Annotated in this window: 16 protein-coding genes and 1 riboswitch; of the genes, 6 read left to right on the forward strand and 10 right to left on the reverse strand. The window is 55.9% G+C overall.

The features are described from left to right. Positions 1-57: 57 nt before the first annotated feature. Positions 58-1,290, reverse strand: coding sequence for a TRAP transporter substrate-binding protein (locus ACZ1G5_RS04730; protein WP_472731754.1), 1,233 nt, complete (start codon positions 1,288-1,290; stop codon positions 58-60). 107 nt (positions 1,291-1,397) lie between these two features. Between ACZ1G5_RS04730 and ACZ1G5_RS04735 the strand changes: the two genes are divergently transcribed. Continuing rightward, positions 1,398-2,993 carry a GMC family oxidoreductase gene (locus tag ACZ1G5_RS04735; RefSeq protein ID WP_472731755.1) on the forward strand — a complete coding sequence of 532 codons (1,596 nt, stop codon included), beginning with the start codon at positions 1,398-1,400 and terminating at the stop codon, positions 2,991-2,993. A gap of 45 nt (positions 2,994-3,038) precedes the next feature. Here ACZ1G5_RS04735 and ACZ1G5_RS04740 read toward each other — a convergent pair whose 3' ends face one another. From ACZ1G5_RS04740 to ACZ1G5_RS04750, 3 genes are all read right to left on the reverse strand, one after another. After that, a complete protein-coding gene (locus tag ACZ1G5_RS04740; protein WP_472731756.1) occupies positions 3,039-3,959 on the reverse strand; it encodes a type IV pili methyl-accepting chemotaxis transducer N-terminal domain-containing protein in 921 nt (306 codons plus the stop codon). A 68-nt stretch (positions 3,960-4,027) separates the two neighbouring features. Next, positions 4,028-4,357, reverse strand: coding sequence for a hypothetical protein (locus ACZ1G5_RS04745; protein ID WP_472731757.1), 330 nt, complete (start codon positions 4,355-4,357; stop codon positions 4,028-4,030). A gap of 79 nt (positions 4,358-4,436) precedes the next feature. Then, the gene (locus ACZ1G5_RS04750) at positions 4,437-4,700 is read right to left on the reverse strand and encodes a hypothetical protein (RefSeq protein ID WP_472731758.1); all 264 of its coding nucleotides are present in this window, start codon (positions 4,698-4,700) and stop codon (positions 4,437-4,439) included. Between the two features lie 332 nt (positions 4,701-5,032). Next, positions 5,033-5,250: riboswitch (cobalamin riboswitch) on the forward strand. Positions 5,251-5,368: 118 nt separating this feature from the next. Here ACZ1G5_RS04750 and ACZ1G5_RS04755 point away from each other — a divergent pair. Genes ACZ1G5_RS04755 through ACZ1G5_RS04770 form a run of 4 tightly spaced genes read left to right on the forward strand, consistent with a single transcriptional unit; the run spans position 5,369 to position 8,564 of the window. Next, complete coding sequence (locus tag ACZ1G5_RS04755; RefSeq protein WP_472731759.1) at positions 5,369-5,776, forward strand: DUF1636 family protein; 408 nt, start codon at positions 5,369-5,371, stop codon at positions 5,774-5,776. Next, positions 5,773-6,570 carry an ABC transporter ATP-binding protein gene (locus ACZ1G5_RS04760; RefSeq protein ID WP_472731760.1) on the forward strand — a complete coding sequence of 266 codons (798 nt, stop codon included), beginning with the start codon at positions 5,773-5,775 and terminating at the stop codon, positions 6,568-6,570. The genes ACZ1G5_RS04755 and ACZ1G5_RS04760 overlap by 4 nt, the downstream gene beginning before the upstream one ends. Then, positions 6,567-7,502, forward strand: coding sequence for an ABC transporter substrate-binding protein (locus ACZ1G5_RS04765; RefSeq protein ID WP_472731761.1), 936 nt, complete (start codon positions 6,567-6,569; stop codon positions 7,500-7,502). The genes ACZ1G5_RS04760 and ACZ1G5_RS04765 overlap by 4 nt, the downstream gene beginning before the upstream one ends. Positions 7,503-7,508: 6 nt before the next feature. After that, entirely contained in the window at positions 7,509-8,564 is a 1,056-nt protein-coding gene (locus ACZ1G5_RS04770) for a FecCD family ABC transporter permease (RefSeq protein ID WP_472731762.1), read from the forward strand. Here ACZ1G5_RS04770 and ACZ1G5_RS04775 read toward each other — a convergent pair. From ACZ1G5_RS04775 to ACZ1G5_RS04785, 3 genes are all read right to left on the reverse strand, one after another. Then, positions 8,561-9,679: an ABC1 kinase family protein gene (locus tag ACZ1G5_RS04775; protein ID WP_472734273.1), complete on the reverse strand. Its 1,119-nt coding sequence runs from the start codon at positions 9,677-9,679 to the stop codon at positions 8,561-8,563. The two genes, ACZ1G5_RS04770 and ACZ1G5_RS04775, sit on opposite strands and share 4 nt — an antisense overlap. Further along, positions 9,661-9,858, reverse strand: a complete 198-nt coding sequence (locus ACZ1G5_RS04780) for a hypothetical protein (protein ID WP_472731763.1) — start codon at positions 9,856-9,858, stop codon at positions 9,661-9,663. Before ACZ1G5_RS04780 ends, ACZ1G5_RS04775 begins: the two co-directional genes overlap by 19 nt. 71 nt (positions 9,859-9,929) lie before the next feature. Beyond that, positions 9,930-10,145, reverse strand: coding sequence for a DUF2805 domain-containing protein (locus tag ACZ1G5_RS04785; RefSeq protein WP_472731764.1), 216 nt, complete (start codon positions 10,143-10,145; stop codon positions 9,930-9,932). 92 nt (positions 10,146-10,237) lie between these two features. Between ACZ1G5_RS04785 and ACZ1G5_RS04790 the strand changes: the two genes are divergently transcribed. Continuing rightward, positions 10,238-11,050 (forward strand): isoprenylcysteine carboxylmethyltransferase family protein, encoded by an 813-nt coding sequence (locus tag ACZ1G5_RS04790; protein WP_472731765.1) that lies wholly within the window; start codon positions 10,238-10,240, stop codon positions 11,048-11,050. 153 nt (positions 11,051-11,203) lie between these two features. Here the strand turns inward: ACZ1G5_RS04790 and ACZ1G5_RS04795 are convergent, their stop codons facing one another. The 3 genes from ACZ1G5_RS04795 to ACZ1G5_RS04805 are packed head-to-tail and all read right to left on the reverse strand — an operon-like array spanning position 11,204 to position 15,941. Then, the gene (locus ACZ1G5_RS04795) at positions 11,204-12,721 is read right to left on the reverse strand and encodes a TniQ family protein (RefSeq protein WP_472731766.1); all 1,518 of its coding nucleotides are present in this window, start codon (positions 12,719-12,721) and stop codon (positions 11,204-11,206) included. Between the two features lie 53 nt (positions 12,722-12,774). Then, on the reverse strand, positions 12,775-13,737 hold the full coding sequence (locus tag ACZ1G5_RS04800; protein WP_472731767.1) for a TniB family NTP-binding protein: 963 nt from the start codon (positions 13,735-13,737) through the stop codon (positions 12,775-12,777). Between the two features lie 2 nt (positions 13,738-13,739). Continuing rightward, positions 13,740-15,941, reverse strand: coding sequence for a Mu transposase C-terminal domain-containing protein (locus ACZ1G5_RS04805; protein ID WP_472731768.1), 2,202 nt, complete (start codon positions 15,939-15,941; stop codon positions 13,740-13,742). Between the last annotated feature and the right edge of the window lie 46 nt (positions 15,942-15,987).

The raw sequence follows: 15,987 nt of genomic DNA on the forward strand, positions 1-15,987 counted from the left end.
GCCGGCCGAACTCCCCATTCGGCCGGCCCCAATCGTAGAGGTTTAGAATAAGCTAGATTAGCTCTTCCACCAACGGCGTGGCTCAACGTTCTCAGGCAAAGTGTTCACGTCGATTGTACGCACTTCGTCATAGATCTCTTGATATGTGTCCAGACCGCCAGACCACCCGTTAAGGCGCTCGCGCCACTCTTCCCAGAGTGCTGGCTGGAATTCTGGTGAACACATCTCTTCGGCTTTCTTGATCTCTTCTGCGGACAAGAATGCGTTACGCACGTTGTTCTGTGCGAAGATCGTGTTTGGCAACTGTGGATCAGACTGACCAACCGTATTGATCAGAGCCACTTCGTTCGCCGCCTGCACGTGTGTTTGTGCCCAATAGGATGATTCCATCACCGCATCCTGCAGATAACCTTCGAGACTATCAAAGACGGATGCAGACATCGCTGTGTGCTCTGTACCGCAGAAGAAGTTCAGGTGAACAGACTGAGACACAACTGGCGCCATGTTCGCGTATGCCACAGCAGACGCCCATGTTTCCGCACCATCAATCAGGCCCTGCTTCAGACCATCAAGTGTTTCTTCCCAAGCAACCGGAACTGGGTTCAGGTTCAATGCTTCCATCGCGATGCGACCAAGCTGCGTACCTGTGACACGGTTCTTTGTGCCGGCCAATTCGTCGATGGATGTGACGGTTGGCTTGTCTTCAAAGTTCAGACCTAACTGGATACCGCGAAGTTCAGCGTGGCTAAACAGGAACTTCAGACCGTGACGCTTCTCGTATGGTTCACGCAACAACGCCATTGATGCAGGTGAATAGAGGAAGTGATACTGGTCCGCGCGGTTACGGAACATGTAAGCATAGTCCAGCACGTTCAGGTAAGGTGCACCACCGGCCGAGTTCTGTGTCGACGCCGCGTAGATATCAACGATACCCTGCTGCGTTTTTTCAACACAAGACGTCTGACCGCAGATCTGGTTGTCGCCGATGAACTCAACGCGAATCTCGCCATCTGTCCGTGCTTCAATGTCACGTGCAAATTCCAACGCACCCGCACGCTCGATCAGCAGGTTGCGTGCGTTAAAGCCCGCGGCCCCAAACTTAAGCGTGTATTTTGCATCTTTGGAGAAGCGACGCTCGTATGTCGATTCTGCCGCGGACGCCAGGTTTGCAAGGCTCATGGCCCCGCCGAATGTACCCGCTGCCATCAGCGTCGAGCTCATCCCGTATTGACCTGCCAACTTGAACAGATCGCGACGTGAAATGCCGCTTAGTTTATCTCCAACTTTCATTTTGTCCTCCCATGTTGTCGATTATTGAGACTATTCGTTTCAAAAAAGCCTAGTATAGTCTTTCCGTTCTGCATAGAGTTTTCTCACCATAAGGGGGAGAAAGAGCAATGGAAGCAGATTTTGTCATTGTGGGCGCAGGTTCTGCCGGGTGTGTGCTAGCAAATCGATTGAGTGCAAATCCTGCTCATAAGGTGATTCTATTAGAGGCCGGTGGTCGCGACCTGAACCCATGGATCCACATTCCGGTCGGCTATTTCAAGACAATTCACAACCCTAAGGTGGATTGGTGCTATAAAACCGAACCCGATCCGGGCCTGAATGGCAGATCCATCGAATGGCCGCGCGGGAAAGTTCTGGGCGGTTCCTCTTCCCTCAACGGCCTCCTTTATGTTCGTGGACAACCGCAAGACTATGATCGCTGGCGTCAAATGGGCAATGCCGGTTGGGGCTGGGACGATGTTTTACCCCTGTTCAAACGTGCCGAAAAAAACGAACGCGGCGCCGATGAGTATCACGGAGACCAAGGCCCGCTTTCGGTGTCCAACATGCGTATCCAACGTCCGATTACGGACGCATGGGTCGCAGCGGCACAAGCTGCGGGGTACAAGTTCAACCCCGACTATAATGGCGCAGAGCAAGAGGGTGTCGGCTTCTTCCAACTGACTGCGCGCAATGGACGAAGATGCAGTTCTGCTGTGGCCTATCTTAATCCCGTCAAATCACGCGAGAACCTACAGATCATTACACACGCGCAGGTCGAAAAGATCTTGATAGAGGGAAAGCGTGCAACAGGCGTGACCTACAAAGACCGTAGCGGCACCCAACAAACCGTAACTGCCCGCAAGGAAATTGTGCTTTGCGGCGGGTCGATCAACTCGCCACAACTGTTGATGCTGTCTGGTGTTGGCGAAGCCGTGCAGCTTGCTGAAAATGGGATTGAGGTCATCCAGGATCTGCAGGGTGTGGGCAAAAATATGCAAGATCACTTGCAGGCGCGCCTTGTCTATAAATGCAATGAGCCTACGCTGAATGACGAAGTCAGCTCGATATTCGGGCAAGCCAAAATTGGCCTGAAGTATCTGATGTTCCGCGCAGGTCCGATGACGATGGCAGCCAGCCTCGCAACGGGGTTCATGAAGACACGCGAAGACATGGAAACACCAGACATTCAGTTCCATGTCCAACCGCTCTCCGCGGAAAATCCTGGCAAGGGTGCCGATAAATTCTCGGCCTTTACGATGTCGGTGTGCCAGCTGCGTCCCGAAAGCAAAGGCGAGATCAGGTTGCAAGGCAATGATCCGAAAGCCTACCCCAAGATCATTCCCAACTATCTGTCGACCGAAACCGACTGTCAGACGGTCGTCGCAGGCGTCAATATCGCGCGCAAGATCGCACGACATGCGCCGCTGACCTCGAAGATTAGCGAAGAATTCCGGCCGCATGCGGACCTGCCGATGGATGACTATGACGCCACGCTGGATTGGGCACGAAACAACACGGCGTCCATCTATCACCCTACGGGCACCTGCAAGATGGGTGACGGCAAGGACGCTGTGGTCGATGCGCGACTTCGGGTGCACGGGATTGAAGGGCTGCGCGTTGCCGATTGCTCGATCATGCCAGAAATCGTGTCGGGCAACACCAACGCTCCGGCAATCATGATTGGTGAAAAAGCATCTGACCTGATACTCGAGGACGCGTAACCAACGACGCCCGTAGCCGTCGTTGGCGGTTCTAGACCGGCCTTTTCAAAGACCGAGTTTGGATGCCGCAGTGTAAAGGCCGACGACTTGGTTCATGTCGGCCATTGTCGTGTTCAGCCCTTGGAAAACAAGGGCGCGGGCATCGTCGGACAGCGTTCCACCAGCGATCACCGCATCCAGATCGGTTTTGATAGCCAACCAATCTTCATGCACTTGACCCAGACCGCTGGCGATTTCGTCATTCGGTGGCGGCTGCACACCAAGCTGATCCATCCCGTTACGCAGTGCGTCCAGCGAGACCTCAAACATATTGACCGTTTCGCCCAACGCTTCCCGTGATGCCGCCGCATTCACATCGGACATGATAAAGCAAACTTCTTTGGACGCTTTTTGTGTCAACAAACGCTGACGACCGGCAAGGTCAATCGTCATAGCATCTGACTGCAAAAGAGCAGCAGGGTTGGCGTATTCAGTCGAAATTTCAAACACCAGCAGTTTGGCAACTTCCAGCACGTCCATGTTTTCATCTGCAAGAACTTGGATAGCGGCATCACTCGGCACATCCTGCATCATGTCGCCAAGCGCGTCTTCCAACGGATCAAACCGATTGTGAACTTCCTCAATGACGCGCAAAGTCCTGCTGCGCTCTTCTTCACCGAACATGCCAAGTTCCTCGTCGCCATGCTCAAGTCCGGCGAGTATCTGATCGAACTCGGCAACTGCGCTATTCAACAAGGCGCGACTGTCGTCCGGCACGATACCGGCGTGCAAGTTGCAAGCCGCTGCGGGAATTCGCTGGCTAAGCATCCGCAACTTGCCCGACAAATTGATGCGTTCGCTGCCACCGACTTCTTCGACAAAGTTGCCTTGGCTGGCGGCCGTCGTCGCCTGCTGCGCGGTGATCGGAGTTGAGAAGGCGATCAGCGCGGCGGCGATGCATCCAAAAGAAGTTAGTGACGTGTTCATGACGATTACTTTCCCTCAAAACAGGTAAATTGCTTTGCGCAGGGCCACGCGAAGCAACGAATTGATTTTTAGTTGGATAGACCGTCGACAAGGCCTGTTGTCATAGAGACCCGAACCGGCTGCACCATCTTTGCATCGTCAACATCCAGCATAACATCAGACACTGATGGACATGCGGTGCCATCACAACGAACGTAAATGGACGATACCGGAATGACGCCCAAAGAGGTTGCGAGATAGTAGCTACCATTATGGTATGCGACCAAATCGCCGTTCATGCTGGTTGATCCGTCATAGGCATTGAGCTGTACGTTGTCTGCGAATGTTGTTGCTGGCAGTGCCAGAAAGGCCAGCGCGGCGACAAAGGTGCCCGGCTTAGAAACCATATACTTGTTCATACTTGATATCCTCATCATGTGTTTTTTCAGAAACCCCAGTGGGCTGCGCGGATCATCAGCCGCCACAGACATGGAACCTCTAGCTGTCGACTTCGTTCACGTCGTTCGTTTCGACGCAGTCTTGGCCAGCACAGCTAACCAGTTCCATTGGCACAAACATCTCACCATTTTCAGTTGATAGGACGTATGCATTGTTGTGGAAGCCTGCGAATTCACCAACAACTGTGAACCCATGATCATCGAACGTCAGCGCAATTTCGTCTGCGCTGACGCTTGATGGGATGATAAGTGCTGCGGCACTTATCATGATCGCACTGATCTTACCGTTTACGATATTTAACATTTTACTCGTCCGATTTACTAAACACTGTCTTACTGAAACCGACTTAAACTTTACGCGTGTTAATGGTCAATGCAATCCCTTACATTGTAGCCAAAAGGACAGTACTCGCTGCATGAGTGCATATTCCGCACTTGGTTTTGCACCAGTTTCGCCATATTTCAATAACATCTTTTCTCATCAGAATCCTTAAAAATATGGGGTTTTCATGGTATGCCTCGCTTGCCGCCGCATAGAGCGCCCGCACTTAATGCACGTCGCGCGCACAGTACTTCAAAGCACGTGATCTGAAAGACCAACCTGTCAACTTGCCGCTTGACCCCCCGATCGGAATCGCAAAGATTAGGTTTAATGGTTCCTAAGATGCCGAAAATGCATCTGGGATGAAAAGGGAATACGGTGAGGAAGAGCCAAAGCGCGCCAAATCCGTGACTGCCCCCGCAACTGTGAGCGGCGAGCGACCCCGATGATCACCACTGAGCAAACGCTCGGGAAGGGATCGGGAGAGCTTTGACCCGCAAGTCAGGAGACCTGCCATTAATGGCGCTGAATTGCGCCAAAGAAACTCAACCCGGGCGGGGTGTCCGGAACGGAGACTATGATGACATCACGGCTCAGCCCGCGCATGAATTGCATGTCCCCCCTGCCCCCGCATCATCGCGGAGGGCGACATGGACCGGACTGCACAACATCGCATCACTGTTTGCACATCGTGCAAGCATAAGGGGACGGAATGCCGCCCCGGCTTTGAACTGATCGAGAAACTGCGCCGCGCTATTGCGGCGGCAGGCGATACAATTGCCGAAGACTTCGCCATTTCCGGCGTCGCCTGTATGGCGGGCTGTGATCGGCCTTGCACCGTGGCCTACCACGGCACCCAAAAAGCGACCTATCTGTTTGGCGACATGACCCCCGAAGATGATATCGACGATCTGGTCGATTTCGCCAAGCAGTATGCTGTGCTGCACGACGGCTGGTGCTCTTCTGTTGACCGCCCCGGCAAACTACGCAAATCCACATTGGCCCGCGTGCCCGCCGCCATGATCGCGCTTGAAGACACCAAGGTGTTGGCGTCATGAGCGGCGCATCCCTGTCAGTGCGCAACGTCAGTTGGCGACCCAGAAAGCGCGCGCCGCTGATCCTGCACGAAACCAGTTTTGAAGTCAGCGCAGGCCGTGTCCTTGGTGTTGTCGGCCCCAATGGTGCTGGCAAATCCACATTGCTGCGCCTGCTTTACCGCTATCAAGCGCCATCAACCGGACACGTCGCTATCAACGGTGAAGACCTGTGGTCGATGCCCGCACGCAAAGCAGCGCGCCACGTTGCCGCAGTGCTACAAGAACAAGGCGCCGCCTTCGGGCTAAGCGTGCGCGAAATTATCAGCCTGGGACGCACCCCGCATCGCCAAGGGTTCGCAAACCAAGGCGCACGCAATGCGGGCGTCGTCAATAACGTCATGGAAACCCTCGACCTCCAAGGTCTCGGCGACCGCGACTTTGGCACCCTGTCCGGCGGCGAACGCCAGCGGGTCATGGTCGCCCGTGCGCTTGCGCAAGAACCGCAAATCCTGATCCTTGATGAACCAACCAACCACCTCGACATCCGCCACCAACTCGAGGTGCTGGCACTGATCAAGGAACTGGACCTGACCATCGTCGTCTCGCTGCATGACCTGAACATCGCAGCCAATATCTGCGACGACATCCTGATCCTCGAAGACGGGCAGCCCCGCGGCTTTGGCGCACCTGACACGCTGCTCACCGAAGCACTCGTTTCCAACACATTCCGGGTGGACGCGCGACGCGAACGGCTGACCCCCAGCGACGCCAACCACCTGTCATTCCACCTGCCCCATAAAGAAGCATCCTTATGAAACTGAAACCGATTACTGCCGCGTTGACCGTAGCGGCCAGCAGCGCCGCGGCGCAAACCACCGTCCAAAGCTGCGACCGGGAGGTGACCTTTGACGCACCGCCACAAGCCGCTGTTTCCAACGACATCAACCTGACCGAAATGATGCTGGTCCTTGGTCTGACCGACCACATGGTTGGCTACACGGGGATATCCGGCTGGAACAAGCTGGACGCAGACATGCGCGCCGGGGTTGAGGCGTTGCCCGAACTGTCCGAGCAATACCCATCCAAAGAGGTGCTGATCGGGGCCGACGCTGACTTCTACTTTGCTGGCTGGAACTACGGCATGCGGGTCGGTGGTGAAGTGACGCCCGAAACCCTCGCCCCGTTTGGCATCAACGTCTATGAATTGACCGAAAGCTGTATCCACATCGGCGAAAAAGATGCAGCCTCGATGGATGACATGTACAACGACCTGCGCAACCTCGGTGCCATTTTCGATGTATCAGACCGCGCCGAAGCACTGATCGCAGGTTACCAAACCGACCTATCAGATTTTCTGGCCACGCAGACACCCTTGGACGAAGCCCCCCGCGTCTTTGTCTACGACAGCGGTGAAGACGCCCCTTTTACTGCGGGCCGCTATGCCATGCCCAGCGCGATGATCGCAGCTGCGGGTGGCGTCAACATCATGGATGATTTCGACAAAAGCTGGGGCACCATCGGCTGGGAAGCCGTGGTGGAGCGTAACCCAGAGATCATCATCATCGTGAATTATGGTGAAGTCACCGCAGACCAAAAGCGCGACTATCTGATGTCGAACCCCGCCTTTGTAGATCTTGACGCTGTTCAGAACGACCGCTTCGTTGTGCTGGAATATGTCGAGGCCACACCGGGGCCACGCAACATCCAAGCCGTCAAGACGCTCGCTGCCGCCTTCCGCGACAACTAGGGCGGGATGGACCAAGCCACCAAACAAACACCCGCAGCCCGCCCGCAAAAGGCGCGGCTGCGGGTGACCTATGGGGTGGGTCTTGTAGCGCTGTTTCTCTCGCTGTCCGTCGCGGTCAGCGTCGGCGCAGTCTCGGTTCCATTGCCGACAGTCTGGGGCATACTGATCAACAAAATCGCCCCTGATGCAATCAGCGCAGATTGGTCTGCAGGCCGCGAAGCCATCGTCTGGGACATCCGCTTTCCTCGCGCGATCCTCGCCTGCCTCGTGGGCGCAGGCCTCGCCATCGTCGGCGCAAGCCTGCAAGCAGTCACCCGCAACCCGCTCGCCGACCCACATCTGTTGGGTATCTCAGCAGGCGGCGCGTTTGGCGCGATCCTCGCCCTGTTGCACACCGGTCTCTTCATCGGGTTGCTAACCGTCCCCCTGATGGCCTTCCTCGGCGCACTTGGGGCAACACTCATCGTCCTAGGCGTGTCACAGTTCGCCGCAGCCACCAGCGCCGACCGGCTCGTCCTCGCAGGTGTCGCCGTCTCATTCATCGTGATGTCCGCCGCCAACGTTTTGATCTTCCTTGGCGATCCGCGCGCCGTCCATACGGTCGTCTTTTGGATGCTCGGCGGCCTCGGGCTGGCGCAATGGAGCCAGCTGATCTATCCCCTCGCTATCCTGATCCTCTGCGGCGCGTACCTCTGGGCGAACGCCCGCAACCTCAACGCCATGACCGTGGGGGACGAAACCGCATCAACCCTCGGCATCCCCGTCGGACGGTTCCGGCTGACGGTCTTTGTCATCGGTGCGATGATCACCGGGGTCATGGTCGCCTTTTCGGGCATCATCGGCTTTGTCGGCCTGATGATCCCGCACATTGTGCGCCTGATCGTCGGCGGAGATTACACGCGCGTCTTTCCCGTCTCTGCCCTTTGCGGTGCGATTTTCCTGCTATGGGCGGATATCTTGGCGCGCACCGTCATGGCCCCCGACGACATCCCCATCGGGATCATCACAGGGCTGATTGGTGGCGTTTTCTTCGTCTGGCTCTTGCGGCGAAACCCGACTTAATCGACCAGATAGTTAGCAAGTAGGTCCATCACCGGCACCCGCGCCGACAATCGGTTTGCCAGCAAAAACATACCCCCAAACTTGCGCTGCAAAAGCAACACATCAATCGGGACCGGCGGCGGCACAAAGCCATCCTCGGCCAAGGCCTGTCCGGCGACTTGCATTTGTCGCGACAACGCAGGCTGCCGAAAATCGAAAACCTTCTCCTGACGCAGCGCCGTAAACACCAACTGGATCATCGCAACAATCTGCCCCACATGATCGGCCCGCGTCTGGGCAGAGATAAACCCAATCTCCGTTGCAGTCTCACGGATCGCAACCGCGTCATCCGCCACACCAGCCTTAAGCAATTTGCAATACTGCCCCACTAAGGTGGCATCAATCTGGCGCGCCGCCCCAAAATCAAGCAGCACAATCCGTTGGCTGTCATCATCATAAAGGTAGTTGGCAAAATTCGGATCGGTCTGCATCGCACCAAAAACGAACAATTCCTTAAGCGTCAGATCAATCAGGTCAACGGCCAGCCTGTCACGCGCCTTTTGCGGCAGATCAATCGCATCCTCAATCGGACGACCGGACACGAACGACATGGTCAGCACATCCGCCGTGCTCCAATCAGGGTGGAGGTCAGGGACAGCAAATCGCGGCGCATCCGCCATCCACGCACCAAACTGCGCCAATTGTTCCGCCTCGCGCAGATAGTCCGTTTCTTCATGCAACTGCTTGCGGGCTTCTTCCAGATAAGGGGCCAGTTCAAACCCCTTGGGCAGCAAGCCAGACATCCGCATCAGCGCACCCACGTTGCTGACATCGCTATCAATGCTCTTGGCGACACCCGGATACTGCACCTTGATCGCCACATCGCGCCCGTCTTTCAACTGCGCACGGTGCACCTGCCCAATTGACGCCGCCGCGATAGGACGTACATCAAACTTCTTGAACTTGCCTAGCCACCCCGCAGACCACTGCGCATTCAACACCTGTTTGAGCTGCGCCGGCGGCATGAAATGCGCATCATCGCGCAAGCGCGCCATGATCTGCGCCAGTTCCGGCGGCAGCACATCGCCCGTATCCATCGACATCAACTGCCCGATTTTCATTGCAGCCCCGCGCATCTGCGCCAATTGATCGGCGACACGGGTGATGTTGCGGGGGTCAAAAGCAGATTGCGCATAGAAGGGCGCTGCCCCCGGCCCAATTGCGCCAGACCGTTCACCGCCATACTGCCCGCGATCCCAGCGGTCATGGACCCCAATTTACCAAACCGCACCGCCCGACTGGTCGGGACTGGCATCGCTTGGGCAGTGCTTTGTTTTTCTGACATGACCCGGGAACTAGCGCGGGACGGACAGGTTACAACGCCCGCTACTTATAGTGTTCACGCCGGTCCCCAAAATCGCGCACGCGCTTGCGCCACGCGCGATAGCTACCCGGCCGCAGATTGTCGCGCATCAAGGCTTTGACCTGCTTTTCGGCGATGCCGTACTCGCGGGTGATATCAGCAAAATCGACGTGATCAGACAGCGCCATCTGCACAATTTCACTGATCTGTTCGGGCGGGAATGCAGGTGTTTTGGCCATACAAGGGATCTAGCGGACAAACAGACCAAGGCAAGTTGCGACCTTTGGTCATCAGCGGTGGGCTTATGTGCTGAAAACGCTACCTGACCGACATGACGGCACAAACACCCTCACCCTTCACACGCCTTCTGCGGCTCGCCCTTGGTACCCTGCACCCACCCAAAGGGCCGGGACGCATCGCGCTCGCCTTTGCTTACGGGATCATCTGCCATACGATCTTCGCTGTGGCTGTACTGGCCATGATCGCGGCGATGTTTTTTGGGATGAGCGCCAGCCTCGGCACTCTCCCGGCCCCGTGGTCATACCTCGCAAATGCGGCGCTGGTCCTGCAATTCCCGCTGGTGCACTCGGTTTTGCTCACGGGACGCGGGGGGCGATTCCTCGCGAGGCTGGCACCGGGACAGACCGGTGCCACGCTTTCCACCACGACCTACACCATTATCGCATCCGCGCAATTGCTGGCACTTTTTGTGCTGTGGACACCCAGCGGGGTTATCTGGTGGCAAGCCGAAGGCTGGGCCTTCGCAGTGATCTGCACACTCTACACGACTTCTTGGTTGCTGCTGATCAAAGCAAGCTATGATGCCGGAGCAGAGGTGCAATCCGGCGCATTGGGCTGGATGTCGCTGGCGCAAAACATCAAACCGGTGTTCCCGGACATGCCAACGGGCGGTCTGTTCAAAATCATCCGGCAACCGATCTATGTTGCTTTCGCCCTGACGCTCTGGACGGTGCCGGTCTGGACCCCAGATCAACTGGCATTGGCGATCACGCTGACCGCCTACTGCCTTGCCGCGCCAAAACTGAAAGAACGGCGTTTTAAAAAACGCTATGGCGCGCAGTTTGAGACTTACAAATCACAAGTCCCATATGCGGTGCCAAAGCTTGTGTCGAACACCTCATAACTTGGCCACTATCTGAAATACCCTGATTGATTTCATTGGATAAATTACACTCATCGGCGGCCAGAATGACCATTTACACACATCAAATGGCCATCGAAAGTTTCAAAAAATGCCGCCCGGAGGCGGCATTTTCAGTGATCTAGGGACGTATTTTCAAATACTGGCGTTCAGGGCATCCAGAATCGAGATCTCATCAGACGCACCTTCGGGCGGATCTGCGATACATTCCATAATTTCAGTTGGCGAAACCATCACCCCGCTGAAACCATGTTTGCCCGCCAACAGACGTGCGGTTTTCAGATGCAGTCCAAATAACATCTCCAGAATTGCCTGCATGGTCACGTGCGTTTTCTCGGCAGCTTTTGCCAGATGGACATGTCCTTCCGGCACCTCGTCGATGGTGACGAAACTCCGCTCAATGAACTTCAAGACGTCATGGATAGACCTGCCATCTATCGCTTTGCCAACCTTGCTTTGGAGCTCATCGTGATCCTGTATTCTGCGCAACTTTCCTAAAGCAATGAGAGCGGCAACCATCGGCCGCGATGCAGACAACATCTCCGGAACGCGTGTCACGGGTGTCGCATGCTTTGCCCGCTCAATGAGAGGTTTCGCCAGGGCATAGTCAGCGACGACATTGCGTGCCCCCTCAAGTGGCGGGGCGCCGTCGATAACGCCAGCAAGTCGTAAGATCTTTGTCAGCGTCTTTGAATGCAGACCCTCTGCTGACGCAATCGACGTGACACTGGCGAGGCGCGGAGTAGTGACGTGCTGACCCAACAGCATCTGCCCCGGCACCAATGGGACATGTTCGATGATGACATCCCGTACAATGTCGCGGATCGTCCCAGGATTCTTTGACAGTCGGTTGGCAAAGAGCCAGCCATAGAGCATACCAAATGAGCTCCTCGGGCTGGGATGACCATTCACTTTGACCGCAGACAAGAGTTGCTTGCACAGGAAATCGCGGATGGCAGCATCCCCCTCAAGCACAATGGGCCAAGCTGCACGACTCGCCGTATCCCACATTGCCTCGGTCATTTCAGCCGCCCTCAGATTCGGGCCAAACGCCACGAGCCCACCAAGCATCTCGGCTGCGCGGCACGCCTGATCAATCGCCTGACCATCGAGCCAAGCCGGCCCAGACAGGCCCTGAAGGCGGTCTTCCACGTAGCACTGAAGTTCCGATGGGTCTTGTGGCTCGAACCTGCATGCCACAGCGTATGCTGCGGACACCGCGTCATCCATCGCCTGAACCTCATGCAGCATGTCGTCCCATCTCCCCATGCGAAGATTTACTAATGAGATACGGTGCCGTCTGCAGGTGCGGACAGGGTTCAGCCTCCAATGTAGGCGGTGCCGCGTTGCCGCCCGGGGCCAAGTCGCCCCGTCACGATCCTCTTTCAAGCAAAGCGGACAAACGCGGGTGACAACGCCAGTCGTGAACTCCGCAGAAAACTCGCAGTCGCGAAGCCGGTAACGACGGTCGCCCAGCGCCATGATCGCGTTGTTAAACACGGGTGCCGGGTCCTGCCCGGCCTTCTTACATAGGCGCTCGATAGCCTCCGGCTTACCGCAGGCCAGGTCTGGGACTGAAATTTCAAGGGCGTTCAGAAACGGCATGACGCGGCCTCCCATATGGAAGGCCGCCTGACGAGCTGCCCAAGACATGGGCGTTTCGTCATGTTCAAAAGGAAGATGGGGAAACAAGGCTGACATCTCGTTCACCCTCCCCGTTTCCGCCGCGACCGCGGCGTCTGCACATCATCCCCACCGTCGGGATCCAAAACATGATAGCTGTCCGCATAGAAGACGTTTTGAGACGCAGAACAGGCTTCATTCATCGCATAAGCAGATGCAAAGTGATCAATGGTCAGGCATTCATCATCGCATTCAATCGCAAATTCCATAGCCATAAGCAGGAGTTCAATGGCGCGTCCAAATCGATATCTCGCACCATGGAAAATACGCCCGATCATGTCCGCTTCCACCGGCGGCTCCAATCCGACCCGCCCGCAATAATCGGCCATGACAGCGCAAAACATGTCACCGTGAACCGTCTCGACGAGCTCCGTTAGCACCATCGCTGTGAAGCGGCGTTTGACCTGCGGATCAGTACGGATGACTTCAGCCAATTCCTGGGTGCCCGACAAAACGACCGCGACCGCGTTGTCACCCTGCATAAGCGATTTCAGGGCGCGAAGGATCAACTTACGGTCGGCGCAGAAAAGATCTTGAGCTTCGTCAATCCAGACGATCGCGGTGCCAAGCATGCTGAGCCTGTGACGGAACATCTGCCAAAGAGACCATGCCTCCTGACGAGGGTTTGCGCCTTCGAACCCAGAAACTTCCAGCAGGGCCAACACCATGCTTTTGAAAGTTGCAGGGCTGGGAACTGGGCACGCAATTAGAGGTCGTGTGTTGGCAGTGCTTTCCAAGACCTGACCCACCTTAGTCAAAGTTCGGTCCATGAGGTGTGACTTTCCGCTGCCCGGCGCACCCACTAACATCATCCCGCGGGTCTCACCGGTCCTGGTGAGGTGTCGAGCTTTAGCAACAAGACTGCCATCCTCATCGCGCTGCAGAAGACGACTAATTTGCCGGGACGCATCGACATCCCACTCAAGACCGATGTGTAGGCCACGCACGGTTTCCAGTGCTGCTTCTTTGGATACGAGATCTTTCATGATTAATCCTCCTCAACAGTGAAGTTGGATGGCTTGGCAGGCAAGTCATCTGTCTTGGCAGATTTGCCCTTCTTGGGCGCGCGATGGTCCATAGGAACCCCGGTCTGCTCCTCGACGGTTGGGATTTCGTGGCCCAAAACTTCCTTCTGCTGAGTGGGCTCTTTGCGTTCAAAGAATTCGATCCCTGCCAGTAGATTGGTCTCCGCGTGTTCCATGCGTTCGTCGGACCAATCCTCAAGGTTGAGGCTGGATGCCAACTTGGCCTGTTCATTGCGTGCTGCGATCGCCTTGATGGCTTCACGGACGGCAACATTATCCATGCGGTTCGCCTTTGGGTTCGCCGATTTTGTTTGGCGCACTGCGGTCAACCACGTTTGCGCTGCGACACCGTCTAGCGTGCTATCCAAAGCTGGGATTTCGAACCACGCTTTGCCGATCCGTACGGAGATCGCACCGATGTCCTTGGGATGCCAACGCACATCAACGTCGTGCGGGTCCTTCCGGCGCATGTGTTCTTGCAGCGCCTGCGACTGGTACCGCACACCGAGGATTGTGATCCCAGTTTTTTCGAGCCTGTACTGCCGTTCTTGACCAAAACACAGGCGCATCATTTCCATGTCTGGTGAAGACGAAACGCCGTATTCTTGAGACAGCCGACGCCATGCCTTCACGGGTGTTTCGCCGCCCAAGCCGCGATGCGGGGTATTATGATAGATGTCAGTCACCCAGCGGATCAACGCGAAGGTGAAGTCATCTAACGTCAGCGCGGCACGCTTTTCGGGATCAGCATCACCTTTTTCGATGATGCTATTGAACGTATGGCCAGCCAGACGTGGTGCGAAATCAGTCGCAAAAGTTCCGAAGACACGCTCGATCGTACCACGGTTTTCAGGCACCCCGTTCATGGCCATTTCCCACATGATACCGAGGTCATTGATCGCCATGCGAAAGCGCTGGGATTTGAAGGCCGGACCACCATCGAAAACAATGAGTTCGGGTGTTCCGTGCATGTCCCATGGGGTCAGCCCACCAACTGCATCAGACCATGCACCTTTGTTGGTGGTGATCATCTCAAGAAGCTGAACAGCTGCCTCGGCTCCCGGATTCCGACTTAAAACCATCCCGACGATGCAACGTGTGGCACAACAGATCGCGGCGGTTAACGTCCACCGTGCAGGCTTTTTCTTCTTCTTTTTGCCATCAACATCTTCGTCACTTTCGACAAACAAGCCCAGCGAACGCTTATCGTCATCCGACATCAGTGCATACATGCCGGTGCTTTCCAGGAACGTCATGACGTCAACGGTCCATTCGTCAATCTCCACCCGCTCCAATGGACGCGTCACCGAGATACCATTCAGGACCGGCCGGAATTTCTTACGCGCCGCAGCTTCACCATTGCGTGCCAATTCAACTTGATAAGGATCAAGGGCCCGGATGGCACGGCGCACCGTCTCGCGCGCTGGAACGCTTAGTGGATCCTGACCGTTTTCCTTGCGCAGTTCATTACGATCATGAAAGCTCAGCTGCACCTGCTCATGGATTTGTTTGATGGACGGTTTTTCAGGGCAAAGGTACTTACGCACCTGTTTCATCATCAAACCGATCGCCTCTGGCCCCATGCGGCTAGATCGGTTACCGCGGCTGTCGATCCGATCGACGAGACCCCCACGACCATAGCTACTCATCGCCGCCAACCACCGTCGCAAAGTCCTGGGAGAAGGTGGGATACTGAAGTCTTCAGATTTGGGCAGCTTCGTCTTCCCTGAAGGGTTCAGGTTCTCGGCCAACTCCATCGCCCGCCCCACAAGCTCGAACTTGTTCGCCTTGATCGACGCGTCAGTGAAAGACATCAGCCCTTCACTCCGGAGGTTCCATGCAGCTTGTGTATAGACCTCTTTCTTACTGGCACGTGTCGCGATACTTCCCGCGAGACCATTGAAGGCAGTGCTGGCATGCAACTGGCGCTTTACAGCAAAATCGGGATCGAAATAGCCTCGCTCAACGCGCACACGATGGGCATTATCCAAACGCACCATCTCTTCATGAGAGAATTGATGAGCCAGTTGCGTTTCATCATCTTTCAGGAAGACAAAACCAACCTCGGTTTCTTGATGCAGACGGTAGCCGCACCCTTCGATTGTGACGCGGTCAGCTTTGCTGATGGCCAAGCGGGCTTTTGGAGTAGTGAATGAGAGATCCATGGGAAGTTCCTTTCAAGGGATCGGGCGGCATAAGGCCGCAAGAATG

The sequence above is a fragment of the Yoonia sp. JB2-21 genome (assembly GCF_055693545.1).

Coding starts and splice junctions, on each gene's coding strand:
- ACZ1G5_RS04730 (WP_472731754.1), bottom strand. CDS start 1,290: ATGAAAGTTGGAGATAAACTAAGCGGCATTTCACGTCGCGATCTGTTC.
- ACZ1G5_RS04735 (WP_472731755.1), top strand. CDS start 1,398: ATGGAAGCAGATTTTGTCATTGTGGGCGCAGGTTCTGCCGGGTGTGTG.
- ACZ1G5_RS04740 (WP_472731756.1), bottom strand. CDS start 3,959: ATGAACACGTCACTAACTTCTTTTGGATGCATCGCCGCCGCGCTGATC.
- ACZ1G5_RS04745 (WP_472731757.1), bottom strand. CDS start 4,357: ATGAACAAGTATATGGTTTCTAAGCCGGGCACCTTTGTCGCCGCGCTG.
- ACZ1G5_RS04750 (WP_472731758.1), bottom strand. CDS start 4,700: ATGTTAAATATCGTAAACGGTAAGATCAGTGCGATCATGATAAGTGCC.
- ACZ1G5_RS04755 (WP_472731759.1), top strand. CDS start 5,369: ATGGACCGGACTGCACAACATCGCATCACTGTTTGCACATCGTGCAAG.
- ACZ1G5_RS04760 (WP_472731760.1), top strand. CDS start 5,773: ATGAGCGGCGCATCCCTGTCAGTGCGCAACGTCAGTTGGCGACCCAGA.
- ACZ1G5_RS04765 (WP_472731761.1), top strand. CDS start 6,567: ATGAAACTGAAACCGATTACTGCCGCGTTGACCGTAGCGGCCAGCAGC.
- ACZ1G5_RS04770 (WP_472731762.1), top strand. CDS start 7,509: ATGGACCAAGCCACCAAACAAACACCCGCAGCCCGCCCGCAAAAGGCG.
- ACZ1G5_RS04775 (WP_472734273.1), bottom strand. CDS start 9,679: ATGCGCGGGGCTGCAATGAAAATCGGGCAGTTGATGTCGATGGATACG.
- ACZ1G5_RS04780 (WP_472731763.1), bottom strand. CDS start 9,858: ATGCCAGTCCCGACCAGTCGGGCGGTGCGGTTTGGTAAATTGGGGTCC.
- ACZ1G5_RS04785 (WP_472731764.1), bottom strand. CDS start 10,145: ATGGCCAAAACACCTGCATTCCCGCCCGAACAGATCAGTGAAATTGTG.
- ACZ1G5_RS04790 (WP_472731765.1), top strand. CDS start 10,238: ATGACGGCACAAACACCCTCACCCTTCACACGCCTTCTGCGGCTCGCC.
- ACZ1G5_RS04795 (WP_472731766.1), bottom strand. CDS start 12,721: ATGTCTTGGGCAGCTCGTCAGGCGGCCTTCCATATGGGAGGCCGCGTC.
- ACZ1G5_RS04800 (WP_472731767.1), bottom strand. CDS start 13,737: ATGAAAGATCTCGTATCCAAAGAAGCAGCACTGGAAACCGTGCGTGGC.
- ACZ1G5_RS04805 (WP_472731768.1), bottom strand. CDS start 15,941: ATGGATCTCTCATTCACTACTCCAAAAGCCCGCTTGGCCATCAGCAAA.